Consider the following 22,729-nt stretch of genomic DNA (forward strand, 5'->3'; position numbering starts at 1 on the left):
GGCCGCGATGTCCATCCGACCCCGCTGACACCGCGGCCGTCTCGTCATCACCGATCCACACACGCTTGATCCGACGACCCCTTCACGTACCAAGGACGCCATGAGCCAGCAGCACTCCGCCATCGCCCCGGCACCGAACTCCGCCAAAGCCAAGCGCAGCGACTGGTGGCGGGACGCGGTGATCTACCAGGTCTATCCGCGCAGCTTCGCCGACAGCAACGGCGACGGCATGGGCGACCTGGAGGGTGTGCGTTCCAGACTCCCGTACCTGCGTGACCTCGGTGTCGACGCCGTGTGGCTCAGCCCGTTCTACGCCTCCCCGCAGGCCGACGCCGGCTACGACGTCGCCGACTACCGGGCCGTGGACCCGATGTTCGGCAACCTGCTGGACGCCGACGCGCTGATCCGGGACGCCCACGGGCTGGACCTCAGGGTCATCGTCGACCTGGTCCCGAACCACTCCTCCGACCAGCACGAGTGGTTCAAGCGCGCGCTCGCGGAAGGCCCCGGCTCGCCGCTGCGGGACCGCTACCACTTCCGCCCGGGCAAGGGCGTCAGCGGTGAGCTGCCGCCCAACGACTGGGAGTCCATCTTCGGCGGCCCGGCCTGGACGCGGGTGCCGGACGGTGAGTGGTACCTGCACCTCTTCGCCCCCGAGCAGCCCGACTTCAACTGGGAGCACCCGGCCGTCGGCGACGAGTTCCGCTCCATCCTGCGCTTCTGGCTGGACATGGGCGTGGACGGCTTCCGCATCGACGTGGCGCACGGCCTGGTGAAGGCGGAGGGTCTTCCGGACCTCGGCGGCGCCGACCAGCTGAAGCTGCTGGGCAACGATGTCATGCCGTTCTTCGACCAGGACGGCGTGCACGAGATCTACCGGCAGTGGCGGCACGTCCTGGACGAGTACGCGGGCGAGCGCATCTTCGTCGCCGAGGCCTGGACCCCGACCGTGGAGCGCACCGCCAACTACGTCCGCCCGGACGAGCTGCACCAGGCCTTCAACTTCCAGTACCTGAGCACCGCCTGGGACGCGAAGGAGCTGCGCACGGTCATCGACCGCACCCTGGAGGCGATGCGCCCGGTCGGGGCCCCCGCCACCTGGGTCCTGTCCAACCACGACGTCACCCGGCACGCCACCCGCTTCGCCAACCCGCCCGGCCTCGGCACCCAGATCCGTACCGCCGGTGACCGGGAGCTCGGGCTGCGCAGGGCACGGGCGGCCAGCCTGCTGATGCTCGCGCTGCCCGGTTCGGCGTACGTCTACCAGGGCGAGGAGCTGGGCCTGCCCGACGTCGTCGACCTGCCCGACGAGGTCCGCCAGGACCCGGCCTACTTCCGCGGCGCCGGTCAGGACGGCTTCCGGGACGGCTGCCGGGTGCCGATCCCCTGGACGCGGGACGGGTCGTCGTACGGCTTCGGTGACGGGGGCAGCTGGCTGCCGCAGCCCGCGAGCTGGGGCGGGCTGAGCGTGGAGGCGCAGAGCGGGGAGGCCGGCTCCACCCTGGAGCTGTACCGGGCCGCGCTCCGCCTCCGACGCGCCCAGCCCGACCTGGGAGCCGGCGAGGCGGTGGAGTGGCTGCGCGCCCCGGAGGGCGTACTCGCCTTCCGGCGCGGGGAGTTCGTGTGCGTGGCGAACACCGGTGGGGAGTCGGTGACCACTCCGGCCTACGGCCGCCTGCTGCTCAGCAGCGGTGAGGTGACCGAGGCCGACGGCGAGGCGAAGCTGCCGGCCGACACCACCGTGTGGTGGACGACCGCCTGACGGAGCGTCATCCGGTAATTGATTGCGGCAACTTCTGAGGGCCCGCTACCCATTCGGGGAGCGGGCCCTTAACATCTGCGCAACCGCAAGGTTTCCGCAACATTTCAGCAAGAGCCTTCATCGGCGCCTTCAATGACGAAGGAACCCCCACATGGCACCCAAGATCCTCTCCGCCGCACTGGCGCTCGCCGCCTGTAGCGTTGTCATGGCCCCGTCTGTCGCGGCCGCCTCCCCGCCCGGCACCAAGGACGTCACCGCCGTCCTCTTCGAGTGGAAGTACGCCTCGGTCGCCAAGGAGTGCACCGCCACCCTGGGCCCCGCCGGCTACGGATACGTCCAGGTCTCCCCGCCCGCCGAGCACATACAGGGCCCGCAGTGGTGGACCTCGTACCAGCCGGTGTCGTACAAGATCGCGGGCCGCCTCGGCGACCGCACGGCCTTCCAGAGCATGGTGAACACCTGCCACGCGGCCGGTGTGAAGGTGGTCGTCGACTCGGTGATCAACCACATGTCCGCGGGCAGCGGCACCGGCACCGGCGGCTCCTCGTACACGAAGTACGACTACCCCGGCCTGTACTCCTCCTACGACTTCGACGACTGCACCTCGCCCGTCTCGAACTACGCCGACCGCTGGAACGTCCAGCACTGCGAACTCGTCGGCCTGGCCGACCTGGACACCGGCGAGGAGTACGTCCGCAAGACCATCGCCGGCTACCTGAACGACCTGCTGGGCCTCGGCGTCGACGGGTTCCGCATCGACGCGGCCAAGCACATCCCGGCCGAGGACCTCGCCGACATCAAGTCCCGGCTCACCAACCCGTCCGCCTACTGGAAGCAGGAGGTCATCTACGGCGCCGGCGAGGCCGTCCAGCCCACCGAGTACACCGGCAACGGGGACGTCCAGGAGTTCCGCTACGCCTACGACCTCAAGCGCGTCTTCAACGACGAGAACCTCGCCTACCTCAAGAACTACGGCGAGGGCTGGGGGTACATGAGCAGCTCGGTCGCCGGGGTCTTCGTCGACAACCACGACACCGAGCGCAACGGCTCGACGCTGAACTACAAGGACGGCGCGAACTACACCCTGGCCAACGTCTTCATGCTCGCCTACCCCTACGGCGCGCCGGACATCAACTCCGGCTACGAGTGGAGCGACGCCGACGCGGGGCCGCCGAACGGCGGCACGGTCAACGCCTGCTGGCAGGACGGCTGGAAGTGCCAGCACGCCTGGCCGGAGATCATCCGCATGGTCGCCTTCCGCAACGCGACCCGCGGCCAGGCGGTGACGAACTGGTGGGACGACGGCGCCGACGCGATCGCCTTCGGCCGGGGCACGAAGGGATACGTGGCGATCAACCACGAACCGGGGTCCCTCACCCGCACCTACCAGACGTCGCTGCCTGCGGGCACGTACTGCAACGTGCAGAACAACACGAGCGTGACGGTGAACGGCTCCGGGCAGCTCACCGCGACCCTCGGCGGCAACACGGCCCTCGCGGTCTACGCCGGGAAGTCCGCCTGCTGAACCGTCCCGCGGGTACCGGTGACTCCGCCGCGGGCCGGGACTCCTCGCCCCCGGCGAGGAGTCCCGGTGACGCGCGTGATCAAGGGGTGACGTCGACGTGCGTGGCGAGCGCGGTGACCGAGAGGTCGCCGTGGTCCACCCACTGGGGGAACGCCAGCGTCTTGTGCTGGGTCGAGGCGGGCGGCGTGATCTCCAGGTAGGAGGCGTGCACCGCGCCCGAGGTGCCGGTGTTGGCATGCGTCCAGGCGATCACGGCCTCGGCGCCCTGGCCGTCCTTGAGGACCAGGGTCTTCCTGCCCGGGTCCTTGGCGTACCAGGTGTTTCCCCAGTGGGTGTGGGCCGTGAGCGCGTGGTGCGCGGAGTTCTCCAGGCCGAGGCCGGGATAGCCGCGCAGGGCGCAGGTCCGGCCGCTGAGGTTGCGCAGGGTGATGACGACGCCCTGGTGGTTCATGCCGCCGGAGAGCTGCCGGCCGAAGCCGGCCTTGAGCGCGGCGGCGGAGCAGGTCGGCGTCGACCTCGCGGCGCTCGGGCTCGCGGCCTCGGCGGTGCCCGCCCAGGCGAGGCCCAGGCCGGTGACGGCGGCCACGGCGAGCACCGCGCGCCCGATCCCGCGGGGGGCGCGGTGCGGGGCGGTGCCGGTCCTGTCGATGGTGTTCCGGTGATCGTTCACGATGACGGTGCTCCACTCTGCTCCGCGGCGCGGTCGGCGGCGGTGTCCGTACCCGCCCTCCGCGCCGTCCTCTGGTGACCTGCACAGGGTTCGATGCGAGATACAGCCGTTCTGTTCACCGGAACCCGGAAAAAATCTCCCATCCCGGATGCCCGGCCCGTCGCCGACGGGCCGGGCATCCGGGATGGGAGTTCTTCGGCGACCCCGGAGGGTGCGGCGGTCGAGGTGCCGTGTCGAGATCCCGCGCCGATGTGCGCTGTGAAATCTCTTGCCGCGAGTTTCAAGACTCTTGCTGTAAACCTTGCGTTGGCGATACGGTCGCGCCGGGTCGGACCAAGAGAGCCGCTATCGCTAGGAGTTCACACCGGTGATACATGTCAGACGGGTCGCGGCCGTCGCCGTCGTCGCCCTCGCCGCCGCGCTCGTGCAGCCCGCCGCCGCACACGCGGCCGCCCCGCCCGCCCCGCCCTCCGACGCGAGGCTCGCCGCCGAGCCCGCCCGGCACGACGCCACCCGCGAGCAGTTCTACTTCGTCATGCCGGACCGTTTCGCCAACGGTGACACCGGCAACGACAAGGGCGGCCTGACCGGCTCCCGCCTCGCCACCGGCTACGACCCCACCGACAAGGGCTTCTACCAGGGCGGTGACCTCAAGGGCCTGACGAAGCGGCTCGACTACATCAAGGGTCTGGGCACCACCGCCCTGTGGATGGCGCCGATCTTCAAGAACCGGCCGGTGCAGGGCACGGGCGACAACGCGTCGGCCGGCTACCACGGTTACTGGATCACCGACTTCACCCAGGTCGACCCGCACTTCGGAACCAACAAGGACCTGACGACGCTCATCTCGAAGGCACACGCCAAGGGGATGAAGGTCTTCTTCGACGTCATCACCAACCACACCGCCGACGTCGTCGACTACCGGGAGAAGTCCTACGACTACCTCTCCAAGGGCGCCTTCCCCTACCTGACCAAGGACGGACGCCCCTTCGACGACGCCGACTACGCGGCCGGCGGCAAGGGGTTCCCGGCCGTCTCCGCCGCCTCCTTCCCGCGCACGCCCACCGCGGCCGACCGCTCGAAGGTGCCGTCCTGGCTCAACGACCCGACGATGTACCACAACCGGGGCGACTCCACGTTCGCCGGCGAGTCCGCCACCTACGGCGACTTCTCCGGCCTCGACGACCTGTGGACCGAACGCCCCGAGGTCGTCAGCGGCATGGAGAGGATCTACGAGCGCTGGGTGCGCGACTACGGCGTCGACGGCTTCCGCATCGACACCGTGAAGAACGTCGACATGGGGTTCTGGACCCAGTGGGCCACCGCGCTCGACGCCTACGCGGCCCGGCACGGCCGCAAGAACTTCTTCATGTTCGGCGAGACCTACTCCGCCGACACCTCGGTCACCTCCCCGTACGTCACCCGGGGACGGCTGGACGCGACCCTCGACTTCCCCTTCCAGGACGCGGCCCGCTCCTACGCCTCCCAGGGCGGCAGCGCGCGGAAACTCGCGAGCGTCTTCGGCGACGACTACAAGTACACGACCGACAAGGCCAACGCCTACGAGCAGGTCACCTTCCTCGGCAACCACGACATGGGCCGGATCGGGTACTTCCTCGAGCAGGACAACCCGAAGGCCACCGACGCCCAGCTGCTCGCCAAGGACCGGCTCGCCAACGAGGTGATGTTCCTCAGCCGGGGCAACCCGGTCGTCTACTACGGCGACGAGCAGGGCTTCACCGGCTCGGGCGGGGACAAGGACGCCCGGCAGACGATGTTCGCCTCCAAGGTCGCCGACTACCTCGACGACGACGAGATCGGCACCGACCGCACCCACGGGAGCGACGCCTACGACACCGGTGCGCCGCTCTACAAGCAGATCAGTGCTCTCTCCCGGCTCCGCAAGGCCAACCCCGCCCTCGCCGACGGCGTGCAGACCGAGCGCTACGCGGCCGACGGCGCCGGCGTCTACGCGTTCACCCGGACGGACGCCAGGACCGGCCAGGAGTACGTCGTCGCCTTCAACAACGCCGGCACGGCGAAGACCGCGACCTTCGCCACCGGCTCCGCGGACATGCGCTACCGCGCGATCCACGGCACCGACGGGACCCTCACCTCCGGCGCCGACCACGACGTCACCGTCACCGTCCCGGCCGAGTCCGCCGTCGTGTACAAAGCCGCCGGCCCCCTCGCCGCGCCCGCCACCGCGCCGCGGATCACCCTCGCCGCCCCGGCCGCCGGCGCCACCGGCACCGTCGGCTTGTCCGCGCAGGTCACCGGCGGCCGGCTCGACCGGGTCGTCTTCGCCGCCCAGGTCGGCAACGGGAAGTGGACCACCCTCGGCTCCGCCGACCACGCCCCCTACCAGGTCACCCAGACCCTCGCCGAGGACGTACCGGCCGGCACCCCGCTGCGCTACAAGGCGGTCGTGATCGACTCCGCCGGACACCGCGCGGCCGCCACGGCCGCGAGCACCTCCGGCACCCCGCCCGTCCCCGAGACCCCCACCGCCTCCTCCCGCGACTACGCGATCGTCCACTACAAGCGCGCCGACGGCGACTACGCCGACTGGGGCCTGTACGCCTGGGGCGACCTCGCCGACGGGGAGGCGACCACCTGGCCCGCCGGCCACCCGTTCACCGGCCGCGACGCGTACGGCGCGTTCGCCTGGGTCAGACTGAAGCCCGGTGCCTCGGACGTCGGCTTCCTCGTCGTGGACAAGGACGGGAACAAGGACGTCTCCGCCGACCGCTCCATCGACGTCACCAGGACCGGTGAGGTCTGGATCGAACAGGGGAAGGCGGACGTGACGACCGAACGGCCCGCCTACCCCGCCCAGGACACCACCAAGGCCGTCGTCCACTACCACCGCGCCGACGGCGACTACGACGGCTGGGGCCTGCACGTCTGGACGGGCGCCGCGAACCCCACCGGCTGGTCCAGCCCCCTGAAGCCGGCGCGGACGGACGCCTACGGCGCGGTCTTCGAGGTGCCGCTCACCGCGGGCGCCACCAGCCTCAGCTACATCATCCACAAGGGCGACGACAAGGATCTCCCCGCCGACCAGTCCCTGGACCTCACGTCCGGCGGGCACGAGGTGTGGCTGCTGAACGGTCAGGACGAGCACCTGCTCCCACAGCCCGCCGGCAGCGCGGCCGCCCTCGACCTGACCACCTCCAAGGCGGTCTGGATCGACCGGGACACCGTCGCCTGGGACGGCGTCGACGGCGCCGCCTCCACCCAGCTGCTCTCCTCCCACGACGGTTCGATCGCCGTGGCGGACGGGACGCTGACGAGCGACGACGAGCGGTGGCTGCGGCTGACGAGGACCACCCTCACCGACGCCCAGAAGGCCGAATTCCCCCATCTGAAGGACTACACGGCCTGGTCGGTCGATCCGCGCGACCGCGACCGGGTGCGCGAGGCGCTCACCGGACAGCTCGTCGCCTCCCAGCGGGCCGCGAACGGCGCGGTGCTGGCCGCCACCGGAGTACAGGTCGCCGGGGTCCTCGACGACCTGTACGCCAAGGCGACGACGGCGCGTCTCGGGCCGGTCCTGCACCGCGGAAGGCCGACCCTCTCCGTCTGGGCACCGACCGCGCAGAGCGTGGGCGTCGAGATCGACGGCTCCACCGTGGCCATGAAGCGCGACGCCGCCACCGGCGTCTGGTCCGTCACCGGCCCCGGCTCCTGGAGGAACAAGGCCTACCGGTACGTGGTGAAGGTCTGGGCGCCCGGCGCCGGGAAGGTGGTGACCAACAAGGTCACCGACCCCTACTCCCTCGCCCTCACCGCGAACTCCGAACGCAGTCTGGTCGTCGACCTGGACGACGGGTCCCTCGCCCCGGACGGCTGGTCCACCTACACCAAGCCCAAGGCCGTCCCCCTGAAGGACGCCCAGATCCAGGAACTGCACGTCCGGGACTACTCGGTGGCCGACGCCACCGTCCCGGCCGCCCACCGGGGCACCTACCTGGCCTTCACCGACAAGGGCAGCGACGGCTCGAAGCACCTGCGCGAACTCGCGAGGTCCGGCACGTCGTACGTGCACCTCCTGCCGGTCTTCGACTTCGCCACCGTGCCCGAGAAGTCAGCGGACCGGGCGAGCCCCGGCTGCGACCTCGCCTCCTACCCCGCCGACTCCGACCAGCAGCAGGCGTGCGTCGCCGCGACCGCCGCCAAGGACGCCTACAACTGGGGCTACGACCCGTACCACTTCACGGTCCCGGAGGGCTCCTACGCCACCGACCCCGACGGCACCGCCCGCACCGTCCAGTTCCGGCGGATGGTCAAGTCGCTGAACGAGGACGGCCTGCGGGTCGTCATGGACGTCGTCTACAACCACACAGCGGCCAGCGGGCAGGCGGACACGTCCGTCCTGGACAGGATCGTGCCCGGCTACTACCAGCGGCTGCTCGCCGACGGCTCGGTCGCCGACAGCACCTGCTGCTCCAACACCGCGCCCGAGAACGCCATGATGGGCAAGCTGGTGGTCGACTCGATCGTCACCTGGGCCAAGGAGTACAAGGTCGACGGCTTCCGCTTCGACCTGATGGGCCACCACCCGAAGGCCAACATCCTGGCGGTCAGGAAGGCCCTGGACGCGCTGACCCCGAAGAAGGACGGCGTCGACGGCAGGAAGATCATCCTGTACGGCGAGGGCTGGAACTTCGGCGAGGTCGCGAACGACGCCCGGTTCGTGCAGGCCACCCAGGCGAACATGGCGGGCACCGGCGTCGCCACGTTCTCCGACCGCGCCCGGGACGCCGTACGCGGCGGGGGCCCCTTCGACGAGGACCCCGGTGTCCAGGGGTTCGCGTCCGGGCTGTACACCGACCCCAACACGTCGGCGGCCAACGGCACACCGGCCGAGCAGAAGGCGCGCCTTCTGCACTACCAGGACCTGATCAAGGTCGGCCTGAGCGGCAACCTGGCCGGGTACCGGTTCACCGACACCGCGGGCAAGGAGGTCACCGGCGCCGAGGTCGACTACAACGGCGCGCCCGCCGGTTACGCACACGCGCCGGGGGAAGCCCTCGCCTATGTGGACGCGCACGACAACGAGTCGCTGTTCGACGCCCTGGCCTACAAGCTGCCCGCCACCACCAGCGCCCAGGACCGGGCCAGGATGCAGGTCCTCGCGATGGCCACGGCCGCCCTGTCGCAGGGCCCGTCGCTCTCCCAGGCCGGCACGGACCTGCTGCGCTCCAAGTCGCTGGACCGCAACTCCTTCGACAGCGGCGACTGGTTCAACGCCATCCACTGGAACTGCTCCGACGGCAACGGCTTCGGGCGCGGACTGCCCATGGCCGCCGACAACGCGTCCAAGTGGCCCTACGCCAAGCCGTTGCTGGGTTCGGTGCGCGTCGGCTGCGCGGAGATCGACGGCGCCTCGGCCGCCTACCGGGACCTGCTGAGGATCCGTACGACCGACAGAGTGTTCTCGCTCGGCACGGCCGGTCAGGTGCAGCGGAAACTCTCGTTCCCGCTCTCCGGCAGGGACGAGACGCCCGGTGTCGTCACGATGCGCCTCGGTGACCTGGTCGTCGTGTTCAACGCGACTCCCGAGCGGCAGGAGCAGCGGGTGGGCGCGCTGTCGGGCACCGGCTACCGGCTGCACCCCGTGCAGGCGGCGGGCGCCGACCCGGTCGTCAAGTCCGCCTCGTACGACCGGAGCGCGGGCACGTTCACCGTTCCGGGGCGGACCGTGGCGGTGTTCTCCCGGACGGGGTGACATCCGGACTACGTTGGTGGGACGGGCCCGGCACCGGGTCCGTCCCACCGGCGTGGTCCAGGGACTGGTAGATGGACGTCAACGGCAACCTCACCGACACCACCGTGCTGATCGTGGACGACACGGCCGCGAGCCGCTACGCGATCGGCACCGTGCTGCGCCGTGCCGGCCACGAGGTCGTCGCGGTCACCCGCGGCCAGGAGGCGCTCAGCGAACTCGACGTACGGCTGCGCAAGGGCCGGCTGCCCGACGTGGCCCTCATCGACGTGCACCTGCCGGACATGAGCGGCTTCGAGCTGTGCCGCCGGCTCAAGGAGCGGCCGCACATGGCCGGTCTGCCCGTCGTGCACTTCTCGGCCCAGTCCGCCGTCCCGGCCGACCGCTGCCAGGGGCTGGAGACGGGCGCCGAGGCGTATCTGACCGTGCCCGCCGAGCCGGAGGACATCGAGGCCGCGGTCCGTGCGGCGGTCCGCGCGGCCCGGCTGCGCGCCGACGACCAGGCACTGGTACGGCGGCTCAGGCTGCTGTCGGAGACGATCGTCACCATCCAGTCGGCGCGCTCGCTGCACGAACTGGCCGACGCGACGGCCGACGGCGCCGCCCGGCTGCTCGGCTGTCCCGCGGCCGTCTTCGTCCTGGACCGGGACGGCGAGCTGTACCGCGGCCTGAGCCGGGAACGCACCTCCCTCGCCATGCCCGACGAGGGCGCCCACCGGGACGTGGCCGAGCTGCTGCGCCGGCTCACCCGGGGCCAGTCCGGGGTCCGGATCACCACCGTGCCGGCGCCGCTGTGGCCCACCGGGTTCTTCCGGCCCGGGGTGCAGCACGACGCCCGGCTGACGCTGGTCCTCACCCAGGACGGCAGGGTGCCGGTCTGCCTGGCGATCCCGACCCGTGGCCGGCGCCGGGTCAGTCCCGAGAACGAGGCGCTGCTGGCGCAGCTGGCCCAGGCCGCCGTGCTCGCCGCCGAGCCGCTGCTCATGTACCAGGTGGAGCGGCACGTGGCGCTCACCCTCCAGCACAGCTTCCTGCCCCGCCCGCACCAGCTGCCCGAACTGCCGGGCGTCGACATAGCGGTGCGGTACGAGCCCGCCTCCCAGGAGACGGAGATCGGCGGCGACTTCTACGCCGCGCTCAGGGTCGGCGACCAGGTGCTCACGGCGGTCGGGGACGTGGTGGGGCACTCGCTGGACGCGGCCACCGTCATGGTGGAGCTGCGGCACGCGCTGCGCGCCTACTGCCTCGCGGAGAGCGATCCGGCCGCGCTCGCCGAGCGGCTCGACCAGTTGCTCCAGCACTACCACACCGAGGTCACGGCCACGGTCTGCCTGGCTCTGATCGACCCGGGCAGCGGGCGCACCCGGATCGCCAACGCGGGCCACATCCCGCCGCTGATACTGGGCGACGACGGCAGCGCCGAGTACGTCAAGGCGTCCGGTCCGCTGCTCGGCGTGGGTCTTCCGCACCCGCCGCCGACCGAGCTGGTCCTCGGGCCCACCGACCGCCTCCTCATGGTGACCGACGGCCTGATCGAGACCCGGGGCACGGACCTGTCGGTCTCGATGGAGCACCTGCGTGCCGCCGCCGTCGGCGCGCTGCCCGGCCTGGAGGCCCTGTGCGACACCCTCCTGGCCTGCTTCGGCCGCGAGCGTGAGGACGACGTCGCGCTGCTCGCGCTGAGCCTGGCGGACCGGGCCGGCCGCTGAGCGGACCGCCGGCCCGCCCCTGGGGGCGTGATGGCGAATTCGTGCGGAACCGAGCGGGATCGCGCGCAACCGAGCGAATTCGAAAGACGGCCGGGAAGTGGTGCCAGGTATTCCGCGCCGTTGCCGTTCGCCGTGGCCATGACTGTCACTAATCGTGGTCAATTCAGTGGCTTGATCGGGGCCGGGAGCCGTTCGATAATGAGGGTGGAATGGCTCCTTCCGTGATCGCTCGCATAAGCGACGCTGGGGAGGGTGGGGTCTGCGTGTTCTCGCGGGTCTCTCGAATCCATTCTCATCACCGGGATTTGATTAAGAGTTAATTGGTGCACACTGTTTAGCCTTTCCGGGCCGCGTTCTGCGATGCCGTCGAACGCGTGGATTATTTCTCGGAGTGGCGGCGCTTATACGCCTCCATTTGCGCCGGACTGCGCCCTCCAATGTCGGCGCAACACCGTGCGCTCACTGAATCGAGTAGCGTCCGGCCGGATGGGAGTTGTACGTTTCTTCTCACCGAAGGCCTATTCCAACCAGCGGTTCTCGCCGTTGAGAGGGACGTGCATGACGAGCCACGCAACCGAAGTCGAACTCGAAAGTCTGCTCCGCCGGGCATTACAGGCCACAGGCGCCGGCACGCGTTGGACGACCGACGCGGACGAGATGTGGTGCCGCCTTGCGCACCAGTCCGGAATGAGCCGCCGGCAAGGCTGGAAACTGCACGTTTCGGCGACGGCCGCCTCAGCCCCGAAAGTACTCGAGAAATCCCTGGACGTGCTGCTGCGCGAGGAGTCGGGATTCAAGTTCGTACGGTCTCTCGAACAGGTGAGCGCGCTCAATTCCCGCGCCACACCACGAGGGAGCTCCGGCAAGTTCATCACCGTATACCCGACCTCCGACACCGCCGCCGCCCGCTTGGCGCTGGAACTGCACCGGGCCACGGCAGGACTGGCCGGCCCCCGGATCCTGTCCGACCAGCCTTATGCCCCGAACAGTCTGGTGCACTACCGCTACGGCGCCTTCGTCGGCCGGCGGCGGCTTTCGGACCAGGGTCTGCTCGTGTGGTTCATCGAGGACCCCGACGGAAATCCCGTCGAGGACAAGCGCACCGGGCAGTATTCCCCGCCCGCATGGGCGGTCAGCCCCTTTCCCGCCCCGGTTCCCCTGCCACGACGGGAGGAAAAGAAGGCGAACAGGCCGGTACTCCTCGGCGGCCGGTTCTCGGTAAGGGAGGCGATCCGCCACACCAACAAGGGCGGCGTCTACCGGGGCACCGACGTCACCACCGGCGCACCCGTGGTCATCAAGGAGACCCGGCCGCACGTCGAGGGCGACGCGTCCGGCTCGGACGTCCGCGACTGGCTGCGCGCCGAGGCCAGAACGCTGGAGAAACTCAAGGGCACGGGACTGGCGCCGGAACCGCTCGCCATGTTCGAGACGGGCGGGCACCTGTTCCTCGCCCAGGAGGAGGTGCCGGGCGCGCCCCTGCGCAACTGGGTCGCCGAGCACTTCCGCGACGTCGGCAGCGAACGCTACCGGGCGGACGCCGTCGCCCAGGCCGCACGCCTCGTCGAACTGGTCGCGGCCGCCCACGAACACGGCTGCGTCCTGCGGGACTTCACCCCCGGCAACGTCATGGTCCGCCCCGACGGCGAACTGCGCCTCATCGACCTGGAGCTCGCCGTCACCGAGGACGACGTCCCGCTCCCGACCCGGGTGGGGACTCCCGGCTTCAGCGCCCCCGAACGCCTGACGGACGCGCCGGTCTCCCCGACGGCCGACTACTACAGCCTCGGCGCCACCCTGTGCTTCGTGCTCTACGGGAAGGTACCGAACCTGCTCCCCGAGGAGCCGGCCGCCAGGCCCGCGGAGGAACGCTACGCCCGGTGGCTGGCCGCCTGCGCCGGGACGTCGTGGCTGCCGGACGGTCTGCCACAGCTCGTTCTGGGGCTCACGAAGGACGATCCCGAGGAGCGCTGGGACCCCGCGAGGGCACGTGCCGCCCTCCGCGAGGCGGACCCGGCGCCACCGGGGCGGCCCACCGCCGGGCCGCCCCGGGCCACCGCAGCGCCGCCCCGGCCACCCGGTCCGGACGAAGCGACACAGGCCGCGATCACCGGGATGGTGGACCACCTCGTCGACTCGATGACCCCGGACGACGACCGGCGCCTGTGGCCCGTGTCCACCCTGGCCGGGGAGACCGACCCGTGCACCGTGCAGCAGGGGGCGGCAGGTGTACTGGCCGTCCTGACCCGGTACTTCGAGCTCACCGGCGACCCGCGCCTGCCGGACCTGATGCGCACCGCGGGCAACTGGATCACCGCCCGCGCCGGCACCGGCGCCGTCCGTCCCGGCCTGCACTTCGGCGGCCGCGGCATCGCCTGGGCCCTGTACGACGCCGGACGCGCCCTCGACGACCGCGCCCTCACCGACCACGCGCTGGCCCTGGCGCTGGCCCCGCTGGAGCCGACGCCCAGTCACGACATCACCCACGGCTCGGCGGGCAGCGGACTGGCCGCCGCCCACCTGTGGCACCGCACCGGTGATCCACGCCTGGCCGAACTGGTCGTGGACGCGGCCGACCGGCTGACCGCCGCCGCTCGGCCCGAACCGGCCGGAGTGAGCTGGCCGGTCCCCGCCGAGGCCGTCTCCGAAGAAGCCGGCAAACGCTATCTGGGCTTCGCGCACGGCACGGCCGGCATCGGCAGCTTCCTCCTCGCGGCCGCGGCCGTCTCCCACCGCCCGGAACACCTGGAGCTGGCCGTCGCCGCCGGAGAGCACCTGGTGGCCCATGCCGTGACGGTCGGCGAAGCGGCCCAGTGGCCGGCCCAGGCCACGGACCCGCCCACGGCCCCGTACTGGTGCCACGGTTCCGCGGGCATCGGGTCCTTCCTCGTCCGGCTCTGGCAGTGGACCGGGGACGACCGGTTCGGCGACCTGGCCCGCGGCGCCGCCCTCGCCGTCGTGGAACGCGCCACCCGGGCCGCCCTGACCCAGTGCCACGGGCTGGCGGGCAACGGCGACTTCCTCCTCGACATGGCCGACGCCACCGGGGAGACCGCCTACCGGACGGCGGCCGACGACCTGGCCCGCCTGATCGTCGCCGAACGCGCCCACCGCGACCGGCACGTCGTCTTCCCCAACGAGTACGGGGACGTCTCGACGAGCTGGAGCGACGGGTCCGCAGGAATCCTGGCGTTCCTCCTGAGGACCCGCCACACCGACTCCCGGCACTGGACCGTCCAGCAGCCGGGCTGAGCGACAGGAACCCTCCTGCCGCCACCGCACAATGAGAAGGAGATTGCCATGGAGAACCAGGCCCTCGAGCTGCTGGCCGAACTGCACGCCCTTCCGGAGACCGACCCGGTCGACTTCGACGGAGCGTCGTTCTCCGGTACGTGCGCGTGCGTCGGCCTGCTGACGCTGCTGAACACCGTCTGCATCGGCGTCAGCTGCGCCTGACCGTAAGACCTCCGGCCGGTGGCCGCCCCCGGGCGGCCGCCGGCCGGAGCACAGGCCGCTGCGGCAGCCAGACCTGCGGAAGCCCCCGTAGACGAGGACCCGACCATGCAGCCAGACACCGGTGACGACGCCCGCACCCGGACGACCACGCTGACCGCCGCCGTCACGGACCCGGACGCCCCCCGGTCCGCCGCCCGGCCCACCCACGCCATCCGCACCCGCGGCCTGGTCAAGAGCTACCCGGGCCCGGACGGAACCACCACCCACGCCGTGCGCGGCCTGGACCTGGACGTGCTCACGGGGGAGACCTTCGCCTTCCTCGGACCCAACGGTGCCGGGAAGTCCACCACCCTCGCCCTGCTGTGCGCGCTGGCCCGCCCCACCGCCGGCCAGGCCACGGTGGCGGGCGCCGACGTGCTCAGCCGGCCGGAGCAGGTACGCGGGAGGGTCGGGATGCTGTTCCAGCACAGCGCCCTGGACCCGGACCTGACGGCCGAACAGAACCTGCACATCCACGCCCGCCTGTACGGACTGCGCCGCGGTCACGCGAGGGCGCGCGTCACCGAGATGCTGGAGACGGTCGGACTGGCCGACCGGCGGCGGTTCCCGGTCCGCACCCTGTCCGGAGGCATGCGCCGCCGTCTGGAACTCGCCCGCGGGCTGCTGCACGCGCCTCGGGTGCTGTTCCTCGACGAACCGACCACCGGACTCGACCCGCACGCCCGTGCCCAGGTCTGGGACCACCTGCGCGCGCTGCCCGACCGGCACGGCTGCACGCTCTTCGTCACCACCCACTACCTGGAGGAGGCGGAGCACTGCGACCGCCTCGCCATCATCGACCAAGGCCGGCTGGTGGCCCAGGGCACGCCCGTCGCCCTGAAGGCCGCCATCGGGGACGACCGGGTGGCACTGCGCACCGGCGACGACACGGCGGCCCGGCGGATCGTCGGCCGGACCGCGCCTCCGGGCACCGCCGTCACCCTGGACGAGGAAGGGGTGTCCCTGCGGGTGCCGGACGGCAGCGCGTGGATCCCCCGGCTGTGCGTGGCCCTGGCCGACCACGGCATCGCGGTGCACGCCGCGTCCGCCACCCCGCCCACCCTCGACGACGTCTTCTTCCACCACACCGGCCGCAGCATCCACCTTCCCGGACCCCACCCGGCCCCGGCCGCCGCCGGTCCCGACGGCCCCGCGGCAGGGGACGAGGAGACCCCGTGACCGCCCCCGCCCTCCAGGCCGGCAAGGCCACCGGAACCCCCGGCCCCGCCGACGGCACCGACCGCACGCGGTGGGGCGCCCTGCGCCACGAACTGCGCGCGGTCCACGCCCTGGTCCACCGCGACCTGCTGCGGCTGTCCGTCCAGCGGGTGCACACCGCCCTGATGCTGCTCCAGCCGGTGCTCTACCTCTTCGTCCTGGGGGGCGGCCTGGCCGCGCTGATCCCGAACTCGTCGCTGGGCGTGGGCTATCAGGCCTACCTGTTCCCGGGCATGCTGATCATGACGGTGCAGGCGCCGGCCATCGTCGTCGGCATCCGCCTGATCACCGACCGGCAGAGCGGCTACCTGCGCGAACTCCTGATGGCCCCGGTCAGCCGCGCCACGCTGCTGCTCGGCAGCTGCGCCGGCGGCACCCTCGTCTCCACGGTCCAGGGCACCGTCCTGCTGTGCCTCGGCGGCGCCGTCGGCCTGCCCTACGACCCGCTGCTGCTGGCGCTCCTCCTGGCCGCCATGATCCTCAGCGCGTTCACCGTCACGGCGCTGTCCCTGCTGCTGGCCGTCAGCCTCGACCGGCCCGAGATCTTCCAGATGCTGCTCGGCCTGGTGATGATGCCGCTGCTGTTCCTCTCCGGCGGCTTCTTCCCCCTGTCGAACCTGCCGGGCTGGGCCCACACGCTGACCGTCGTCAACCCGCTCGCCTACGGAGTGGACCTGCTCCGCCGCTGCATCGCGCTGCGGGTCCCGCACCAGGCGGGCGCGGTGGGCATCGAGTGGTCCGGCCGGCAGCCGCCCGCGCTCCTGGAGGGCGGTCTCCTGTTGGCCGTCGGCGCGCTGGCCCTGCTGTGGGCCGCCCGCCGCTTCGGCCGCCCCGACTGACACCGCCCGTCCGCACGGCAGGCCATAGGCTGGGCACCCGTTGTCGTGGAACAGGAGTGCTCATGCCGCAGATCACCGTCGACTACTCCGCCGCCGCGGACCCCGTATTCGACCGGGAGGGGTTCGCCCGGGCCCTGCACTCCGCGGTGGTGGAGATCGCGGCCGCCCGGCCCGAGGCCTGCAAGACGCTGTTCCGCGCGGCCGACGCCACCGTCTTCGGCCACGGCACCGAGGCGGCGCACGTCGTCGTGCACGTCACCTTCGGCCTGCTGGCCGGCCGCACCGACGAGACGAAGTCACGGCTGACCGAGACCACTCTCGACCTGCTGCGGGAGCACCTGAAGCCGGAGGGGTTCACCCTGCACGCCTCGGCCGAGGTCCGGGACCTGGACCCGTCGTACCGGAAGTACGAGGGCTGAGCGCTCCGGCTCAGCCCGCCAGCGCGAGCAGCCGGACGGCCAGGTCCGCGAACGGGCCGTCGCCCGGCTCGTCCTTGACCATGCGCTTCAGCAGGGCGCTCATCTCGTCGTCGTGGGCCGCGCTCACGGCGGCCAGCGCCGCGAAGTCGTGCACGAGCTGGACCTCGAGTTCGGCACGGGGGATGCGCCGGCCGTCCAGCCAGATCAGCGCGGTCGACTCGGCCAGCGAGATCCAGGAGCGGATGACCAGTTCCAGCCGGGCCGGTGCCTCGGTGACGTCGAGGTGCGCGAGGATCTGCTCGTAGGCGGCCTGCCGTACGGAGTCGATGAGCGCGTTCGTCGCGGACGAGCCGACCGCCGGGCCACCGCGCATCAACGCGGCGAAGCCGGGCCCGTGTTCGTCGACGAAGTCGAAGAAGCGCCGCATCACCCGCAGCAGCCGCGACCCGAGCGGGCCTTCCCGCGGCTCGGCGAAACGGCCCGCGAGGTCCTCCGAGGCGCGCTTCAACGCGGCTTCGTACAGGCTGAGTTTGCCGGGAAAGTAGTGGTAGACGAGCGGCCGCGAGATGCCCGCGGCCGACGCTATCTCGTCTATCGAGACCTCGTCGGGAGATCGACGGCTGAACAGTTCGAGGGCGACGCCGATCAACTGCTGCCGCCGCTCCTCGACTCCCAATCTGCGGCGTACCCCGGTACTCATACGAACACCTTACCGATCGGATCCGGCCTCCCACGGACCTGACCCGCCAGGGGCGTTCACAGATCCAGCACCAGTCTCCCCCCGCGCGCCCGGGATACGCAGATCAGCATCGAGTCGGCGCGTTCGGCGTCCGTCAGCAGCTCGTCCCGGTGCTCCACCTCACCGGCCAGCACCCGCTGCCGGCACGTTCCGCAGAACCCCTGGGCGCAGGAATAGGCCGTGGCGGGGAGTTCCGCCCGCACCGCGGCCAGCGCGGTCGAGTCGGCCGGCACCGTCAACGTCCGTCCGCTGCGCCGCAGTTCCAGCTCGAACGCCTGGTCGCCCGCGGTACCGGCGTGCGGTGCGAAACGTTCGAGGCGGACCGCGGGGAACCGCTCGCGCACCGCGCTCATCAGCCCCTGCGGACCGCAGCAGTACACCAGCGCGCCCTCGGGGACGGTCAGCGCGTCCAGGTCCGGGCGGCCGTCCTCGTCCTCGGCGACGACCGTGACCCGCTCGTCCCCGGCCAGCTCCGCGACGAACGGCATCGACGCCCGGCTCCGCCCGCAGTACAGCAGCCGCCACCGCGCCCCGGCCGGCAGGGCCCGCACCATCGACAGGATCGGGGTGATGCCGATGCCCCCGGCGACGAACACGTAGGAGTCGGCCCCGGCGAGCGGGAAGCGGTTGCGGGGCCCGCGCACCTCCAGCTCCATGCCCTCGGTCACCCGCTCGTGGACCTCCCGCGAACCGCCCCGCCCGTCCTCGACCAGCCGCGTGGCGATCGTGTACGACGAGGTGTCCGCCGGGTCCCCGCAGAGCGAGTACTGCCTCACCAGCCCCGACGGCAGTACCACGTCGAGATGGGCCCCCGGCTCCCAGCCCGGCAACCGCTCACCCGTCAGCCGCAGTTGTACGACGCCGTCCGCGACGGTCTCGCGCGCGGCGACCCGCAGCCGAAGCACCCGGGAGCGCGGCCGACCGGAGACCGGCGGGTCCAGGGCCGGCATCGGCCAGAGCGGGGAGACCTCGACACGGCGTCTCACGGCCCGCCGGACGAGCAGCGCGGCGCCCGCGACCGCGACGACGGTCCGCAGCCCCGGCATCACTTCGCCCCCTTCTCGGCGTGCTCCGCCGCCAGTGCGGCGGGGGAGGAGGCGAGATAGGCGACCGCCTGGGCGGTGGAGCCCTCCTGGGAGGGGTGGTAGCCGCGGCTCAGATACCTCGGGACGGACCTGAGCATGTCGCCGGTGGCGGGCAGGGTGCCGCGTCGGCCCGCGAGGTGGAAGTCCCGGAGCCGGGCGCGGCCCTCGTCGAGGGTCGGGTCGTTGGCCATGAAGAAGCGGGCGCCGCGCTGCCACAGGAACACGATCGCGGCGAAGGCCGTCGCCCAGGTCCGCACCCGCCGCCGGTAGCCGCCGTCGACGTGCTGGAACACGTCGAAGGCGACCGACCGGTGTTCGACCTCCTCGGCACCGTGCCAGCGCAGCAGGTCCAGCATGGTCGGGTCGGCGCCGCGCCGGTCCAGCTCCTCGGCGTTGAGCACCCAGTCGCCGAGGAAGGCGGTGTAGTGCTCGATGGCCGCGATCAGCGCGACCCGCTCCAGCAGCCACCAGCGGCGCGCCCGGCCCGGCGGCAGCGTGCGGTCCCCGAGCAGCTTCTCGAAGAACCAGTCCACCTGGGCGGTGTACGGCGTCGGGTCGAGCCCCAGCTCCTCGAGGCGGGGCAGCACCTCGTCGTGCGCCTGGGAGTGCGTCGCCTCCTGGCCGATGAACCCGACGACGTCCGCGCGCAGCCGTTCGTCGCGGATCAGTGGCAGTACCTGCTTGTAGACGTGCACGAACCAGCGCTCGCCGGCGGGCAGCAGCAGGTGCAGCACGTTGATGGTGTGCGTCGCGAGCGGGTCGCCGGGCACCCAGTGCAGGGGGGTGTCCTGCCAGGCGAACGACACGTTGCGGGCCGTGAGCGCGATGTGCTCGGACGCCACCGGTTGCGGCTGCTTGTTGGACATGGCGTCAATGTACTGACGGGTAAGCGGCGTGAGAAGACCCCGGGCGAAGCTTGTTTACGGAAGTGTCAGCAAGGTCTCGGCCATGGACCCGGCGTCGGGGCCGAGTGGCGAACCCGGCCGGAGAACCGCGCTCTCAGCGCAGCCCGCTGATCCCGCCCCCCTCCCGCAGGGTGCCCGTCAGGTCGGCCTGCGCTCCCTGCTTCGCCCTGGCCGTCAGCAGCGCCCCCTGCGCCGACGCGGTGACCCCGCCGGTCGCCCGGACCGACGTCGTGTCACGGCCGCCCGCGGCCAGCAGGTACCACTGCCCGGCCCCGGACTTCCACAGCACCCCGGCCAGCACGTGCGGATCGCGCGGGCCGCACGCCGTCACGTCGGAGCCCTTCGCCGCCACCGCTCCGTACCGGCTGCCCGGCGTCCGGAACTGGGCCAGCGACACCGCGCCGTCGCCCCGCCAGGTCTCCGCCCGCGTGCACACCCACGACCCGGTGCCGCCGGCGTCCGGCAGCGGCTGCTCCGCGAACGCCCAGGCGTTGACGCTGCGCACCCCGGCGGACCGCTCGGCGGAGAGCGAGCAGGCGAACGGCGCCCAGTCGCGCAATGCCTGCGCCCCCGAGGCGTCCTCGGTGTACCCGGGCCTGCCGGAGGTGAGCCGGGCCGGCACCAGTTCGCCCAGGTCGGTCGAGAGGTGCACGCCCTGCGCGTCGGTCAGCTGGAGCACGTTCCACGACGTGCACGCCCCCTGCTGCAGGGCGGAGCTCGCCAGTGGACCGGCCACCCCGTCGGTCAGCCCGAGGTCCATCGCCCCCGAGCCCGGCTTCAGCAGGTCCCGCTCGGCCGCCCGGGTCACCCATGGTGCCGTCAGATAGCGGACGTTGCCGTCGGAGCGGCCGAGGACCAGCGCCTCCGCCTCGACGCCGGTCGCGCCGTCGACGCGCGCGAGGTCCAGGGCCGCGCCCGCGGTGCCGTCCTTCGGCTCGGCGTACCGGGCGATGCGCAGACCGTCGTAGAAGATCACGACCCGGGCGCTGTCGACGACGCCCGCGTACAGGAGCTGGGGCGGGCCGGCCGGGCCGCCGGTCTGGGTTCCGGGGGTGGCCGAGACGCGGACGGTCTCGCCGGGGCGGGCCCAGACGGCGAGCGCCCGGCGCAGCAGCGCGGTGTCGCCGGTGAGCGCGCCGCGGGCGGGCCAGGCGGCGAAGTCGGTGCGGGCGGCGGTCTTCCAGGCGGTGGCCGGTGTCCTGGCCAGCTGGGCCGGGTCCAGGGCGGCCAGGGCGGCCGGGTTCTGCGCGTACACCGGTGCCGCCGCGCCGTCCGCGCCCCAGCCGCCGCCCGGCAGCGTGACCAGCGCGCCGCACACCGCGAGCGCGGCGGCCGCGGCCAGTGCCGCCTTCGTGTGCCTGCGGCGGCGCATCAGATCGGTGGGCCGGGCCTGCAACGAGCAGGGGTCGAACTCGGGGGAGTCGAGCAGCGGGTACTCCGCCGGCACGCCGTTCGCGTCGGCGAGCGCGCGGTCCGGGTGCTCGACACCCGCCGTCCGCAGGATCCCGCGGACCTCGTCGTCGGGGAGCTGTTCGAGGCCGCGCAGGGCGTAGGCGGCGCGGGCCGGGCCGGACAGCGCGGTGAGGCGCTGGTCCAGGGCGAGTTCGTCGGCGCCCCCGGAACGCGGGAACAGCCGCAGACCCCACACCTGGGGGAGCAGCGGCGGCAGTTGCGCCCGCCTGGGCCAGGCCGTGAGCCTGAGGGGACGGCCCGCCTCCAGTGCCGTTCGCACCACGTCGAGGCGGACCAGGGCGTACCCGGGGTCGGTGTTCCGCCCGGTGGACTGGGCCGGGATCACCGGGGCCGGCCTGCGTCCCCGGGGGAGCGCCCGCTGGACCAGGCAGTGGGCGGTCAGAACGCGGCGGTTGCGGGCCAGGCCTGGGGGCAGCACCAGGTAGGCGAGCCGTACCAGCCGCGGGTAGTGCTCGACGAGCGCGGCCTCGGCCTGTTCGACGTCGACGGCCGGACCCGGGGATCCGGTGGCGGCGGCTGCGTGACGCTGGGCTACATCCTGTGACTGCACGTCCTGGAGAACGAGCGAACCGTTGGTAGGTCACCGCCACTCGGGTGACCACGGCATCATGGGCGCCAGTGCGATTTGAGCGTCCCGGGCCCCGCGGCCGTATCGAGGGGGAGGGCCCCGACGTCGTTCCCGGGGCCGGCAACGCGACCGGAGGAACAGATGAGGTTGACCCGACCGATGCTCGCCGTGGCCGGCGCGGCGGCCGTACTGGCGCTGGCGGGCTGTGGATCCGGCGACAGCACCGCGGAGGCGAAGATCCCGGTGGCCGCCACCGGCAGCCTGGAGAGCCTGGCCGCCAAGGTGAAGTGCACCCCGGACATGCAGATCGACTCCGACGAGGTCCGTCAGGCCATCTGCAAGACCTCCGCCGGCAAGTTCGTCTTCGCCACCTTCGCCACCGACCGCGGCCAGCGCGAGTGGATCAACGACGCCAAGGACTACGGCGGTTTCTACCTCGTGGGCCGCAAGTGGGTCGCCGTCGGCGACGACGTGGTGGTCAAGACGCTGCAGACCACGCTGGGCGGCGAGGAGGAGATCGGGACCGACCACAGCAAGCACACCGGCTGAGGCGTCCCCGGGACATACGGAAGCGGGCGGTGGGAGATTCCC

15 protein-coding genes are annotated in these 22,729 nt (G+C 72.0%); 10 read left to right on the forward strand and 5 right to left on the reverse strand.

The genetic code is table 11. From position 1 onward, the window contains the following. Positions 1 to 100: 100 nt before the first annotated feature. Both ACFY3I_RS12680 and ACFY3I_RS12685 read left to right on the forward strand, forming a co-directional pair. Complete coding sequence (locus ACFY3I_RS12680; RefSeq protein WP_390860570.1) at positions 101 to 1,762, forward strand: glycoside hydrolase family 13 protein; 1,662 nt, start codon at positions 101 to 103, stop codon at positions 1,760 to 1,762. Between the two features lie 151 nt (positions 1,763 to 1,913). Further along, positions 1,914 to 3,287: an alpha-amylase family protein gene (locus tag ACFY3I_RS12685; RefSeq protein ID WP_390860571.1), complete on the forward strand. Its 1,374-nt coding sequence runs from the start codon at positions 1,914 to 1,916 to the stop codon at positions 3,285 to 3,287. A 79-nt stretch (positions 3,288 to 3,366) separates the two neighbouring features. On the opposite strand, the gene ACFY3I_RS12690 is transcribed toward ACFY3I_RS12685, so the two are convergent. Continuing rightward, positions 3,367 to 3,957, reverse strand: coding sequence for a DUF4232 domain-containing protein (locus ACFY3I_RS12690; protein WP_390860572.1), 591 nt, complete (start codon positions 3,955 to 3,957; stop codon positions 3,367 to 3,369). Positions 3,958 to 4,324: 367 nt separating this feature from the next. On the opposite strand from ACFY3I_RS12690, the gene pulA reads away from it, so the two are divergent. The 7 genes from pulA (at position 4,325) to ACFY3I_RS12725 (ending at position 17,368) form a co-directional block, all read left to right on the forward strand. Continuing rightward, on the forward strand, positions 4,325 to 9,691 hold the full coding sequence (gene pulA / locus ACFY3I_RS12695) for a pullulanase-type alpha-1,6-glucosidase (protein ID WP_390860573.1): 5,367 nt from the start codon (positions 4,325 to 4,327) through the stop codon (positions 9,689 to 9,691). 71 nt (positions 9,692 to 9,762) lie between these two features. Beyond that, complete coding sequence (locus tag ACFY3I_RS12700; RefSeq protein WP_390860574.1) at positions 9,763 to 11,397, forward strand: SpoIIE family protein phosphatase; 1,635 nt, start codon at positions 9,763 to 9,765, stop codon at positions 11,395 to 11,397. A gap of 558 nt (positions 11,398 to 11,955) precedes the next feature. Next, complete coding sequence (gene lanL, locus ACFY3I_RS12705; protein WP_390860575.1) at positions 11,956 to 14,649, forward strand: class IV lanthionine synthetase LanL; 2,694 nt, start codon at positions 11,956 to 11,958, stop codon at positions 14,647 to 14,649. A 48-nt stretch (positions 14,650 to 14,697) separates the two neighbouring features. Continuing rightward, positions 14,698 to 14,853 (forward strand): VenA family class IV lanthipeptide, encoded by a 156-nt coding sequence (locus ACFY3I_RS12710; protein WP_365296223.1) that lies wholly within the window; start codon positions 14,698 to 14,700, stop codon positions 14,851 to 14,853. A gap of 105 nt (positions 14,854 to 14,958) precedes the next feature. Further along, positions 14,959 to 16,071, forward strand: a complete 1,113-nt coding sequence (locus ACFY3I_RS12715; RefSeq protein ID WP_390860576.1) for an ATP-binding cassette domain-containing protein — start codon at positions 14,959 to 14,961, stop codon at positions 16,069 to 16,071. Continuing rightward, entirely contained in the window at positions 16,068 to 16,949 is an 882-nt protein-coding gene (locus ACFY3I_RS12720) for an ABC transporter permease (RefSeq protein WP_390860577.1), read from the forward strand. The genes ACFY3I_RS12715 and ACFY3I_RS12720 overlap by 4 nt, the downstream gene beginning before the upstream one ends. Positions 16,950 to 17,011: 62 nt before the next feature. Next, complete coding sequence (locus ACFY3I_RS12725) at positions 17,012 to 17,368, forward strand: 5-carboxymethyl-2-hydroxymuconate Delta-isomerase (RefSeq protein ID WP_390860578.1); 357 nt, start codon at positions 17,012 to 17,014, stop codon at positions 17,366 to 17,368. A gap of 10 nt (positions 17,369 to 17,378) precedes the next feature. On the opposite strand, the gene ACFY3I_RS12730 is transcribed toward ACFY3I_RS12725, so the two are convergent. The 4 genes from ACFY3I_RS12730 to ACFY3I_RS12745 form a co-directional block, all read right to left on the reverse strand. Further along, positions 17,379 to 18,068 (reverse strand): TetR/AcrR family transcriptional regulator, encoded by a 690-nt coding sequence (locus ACFY3I_RS12730; RefSeq protein WP_365296217.1) that lies wholly within the window; start codon positions 18,066 to 18,068, stop codon positions 17,379 to 17,381. 56 nt (positions 18,069 to 18,124) lie between these two features. Next, on the reverse strand, positions 18,125 to 19,153 hold the full coding sequence (locus tag ACFY3I_RS12735) for a PDR/VanB family oxidoreductase (protein WP_390860579.1): 1,029 nt from the start codon (positions 19,151 to 19,153) through the stop codon (positions 18,125 to 18,127). After that, positions 19,153 to 20,058, reverse strand: a complete 906-nt coding sequence (locus ACFY3I_RS12740) for a metal-dependent hydrolase (protein WP_390860580.1) — start codon at positions 20,056 to 20,058, stop codon at positions 19,153 to 19,155. Before ACFY3I_RS12740 ends, ACFY3I_RS12735 begins: the two co-directional genes overlap by 1 nt. 133 nt (positions 20,059 to 20,191) lie before the next feature. Next, positions 20,192 to 22,120 carry a hypothetical protein gene (locus tag ACFY3I_RS12745; RefSeq protein ID WP_390860581.1) on the reverse strand — a complete coding sequence of 643 codons (1,929 nt, stop codon included), beginning with the start codon at positions 22,118 to 22,120 and terminating at the stop codon, positions 20,192 to 20,194. A 159-nt stretch (positions 22,121 to 22,279) separates the two neighbouring features. Here ACFY3I_RS12745 and ACFY3I_RS12750 point away from each other — a divergent pair, with 159 nt between their 5' ends. After that, positions 22,280 to 22,687 carry a hypothetical protein gene (locus ACFY3I_RS12750; protein WP_390860582.1) on the forward strand — a complete coding sequence of 136 codons (408 nt, stop codon included), beginning with the start codon at positions 22,280 to 22,282 and terminating at the stop codon, positions 22,685 to 22,687. Positions 22,688 to 22,729 lie beyond the last annotated feature (42 nt).

The organism is Streptomyces sp. NPDC001068 (genome assembly GCF_042897315.1).
Classification (GTDB): Bacteria; Actinomycetota; Actinomycetes; order Streptomycetales; family Streptomycetaceae; genus Streptomyces.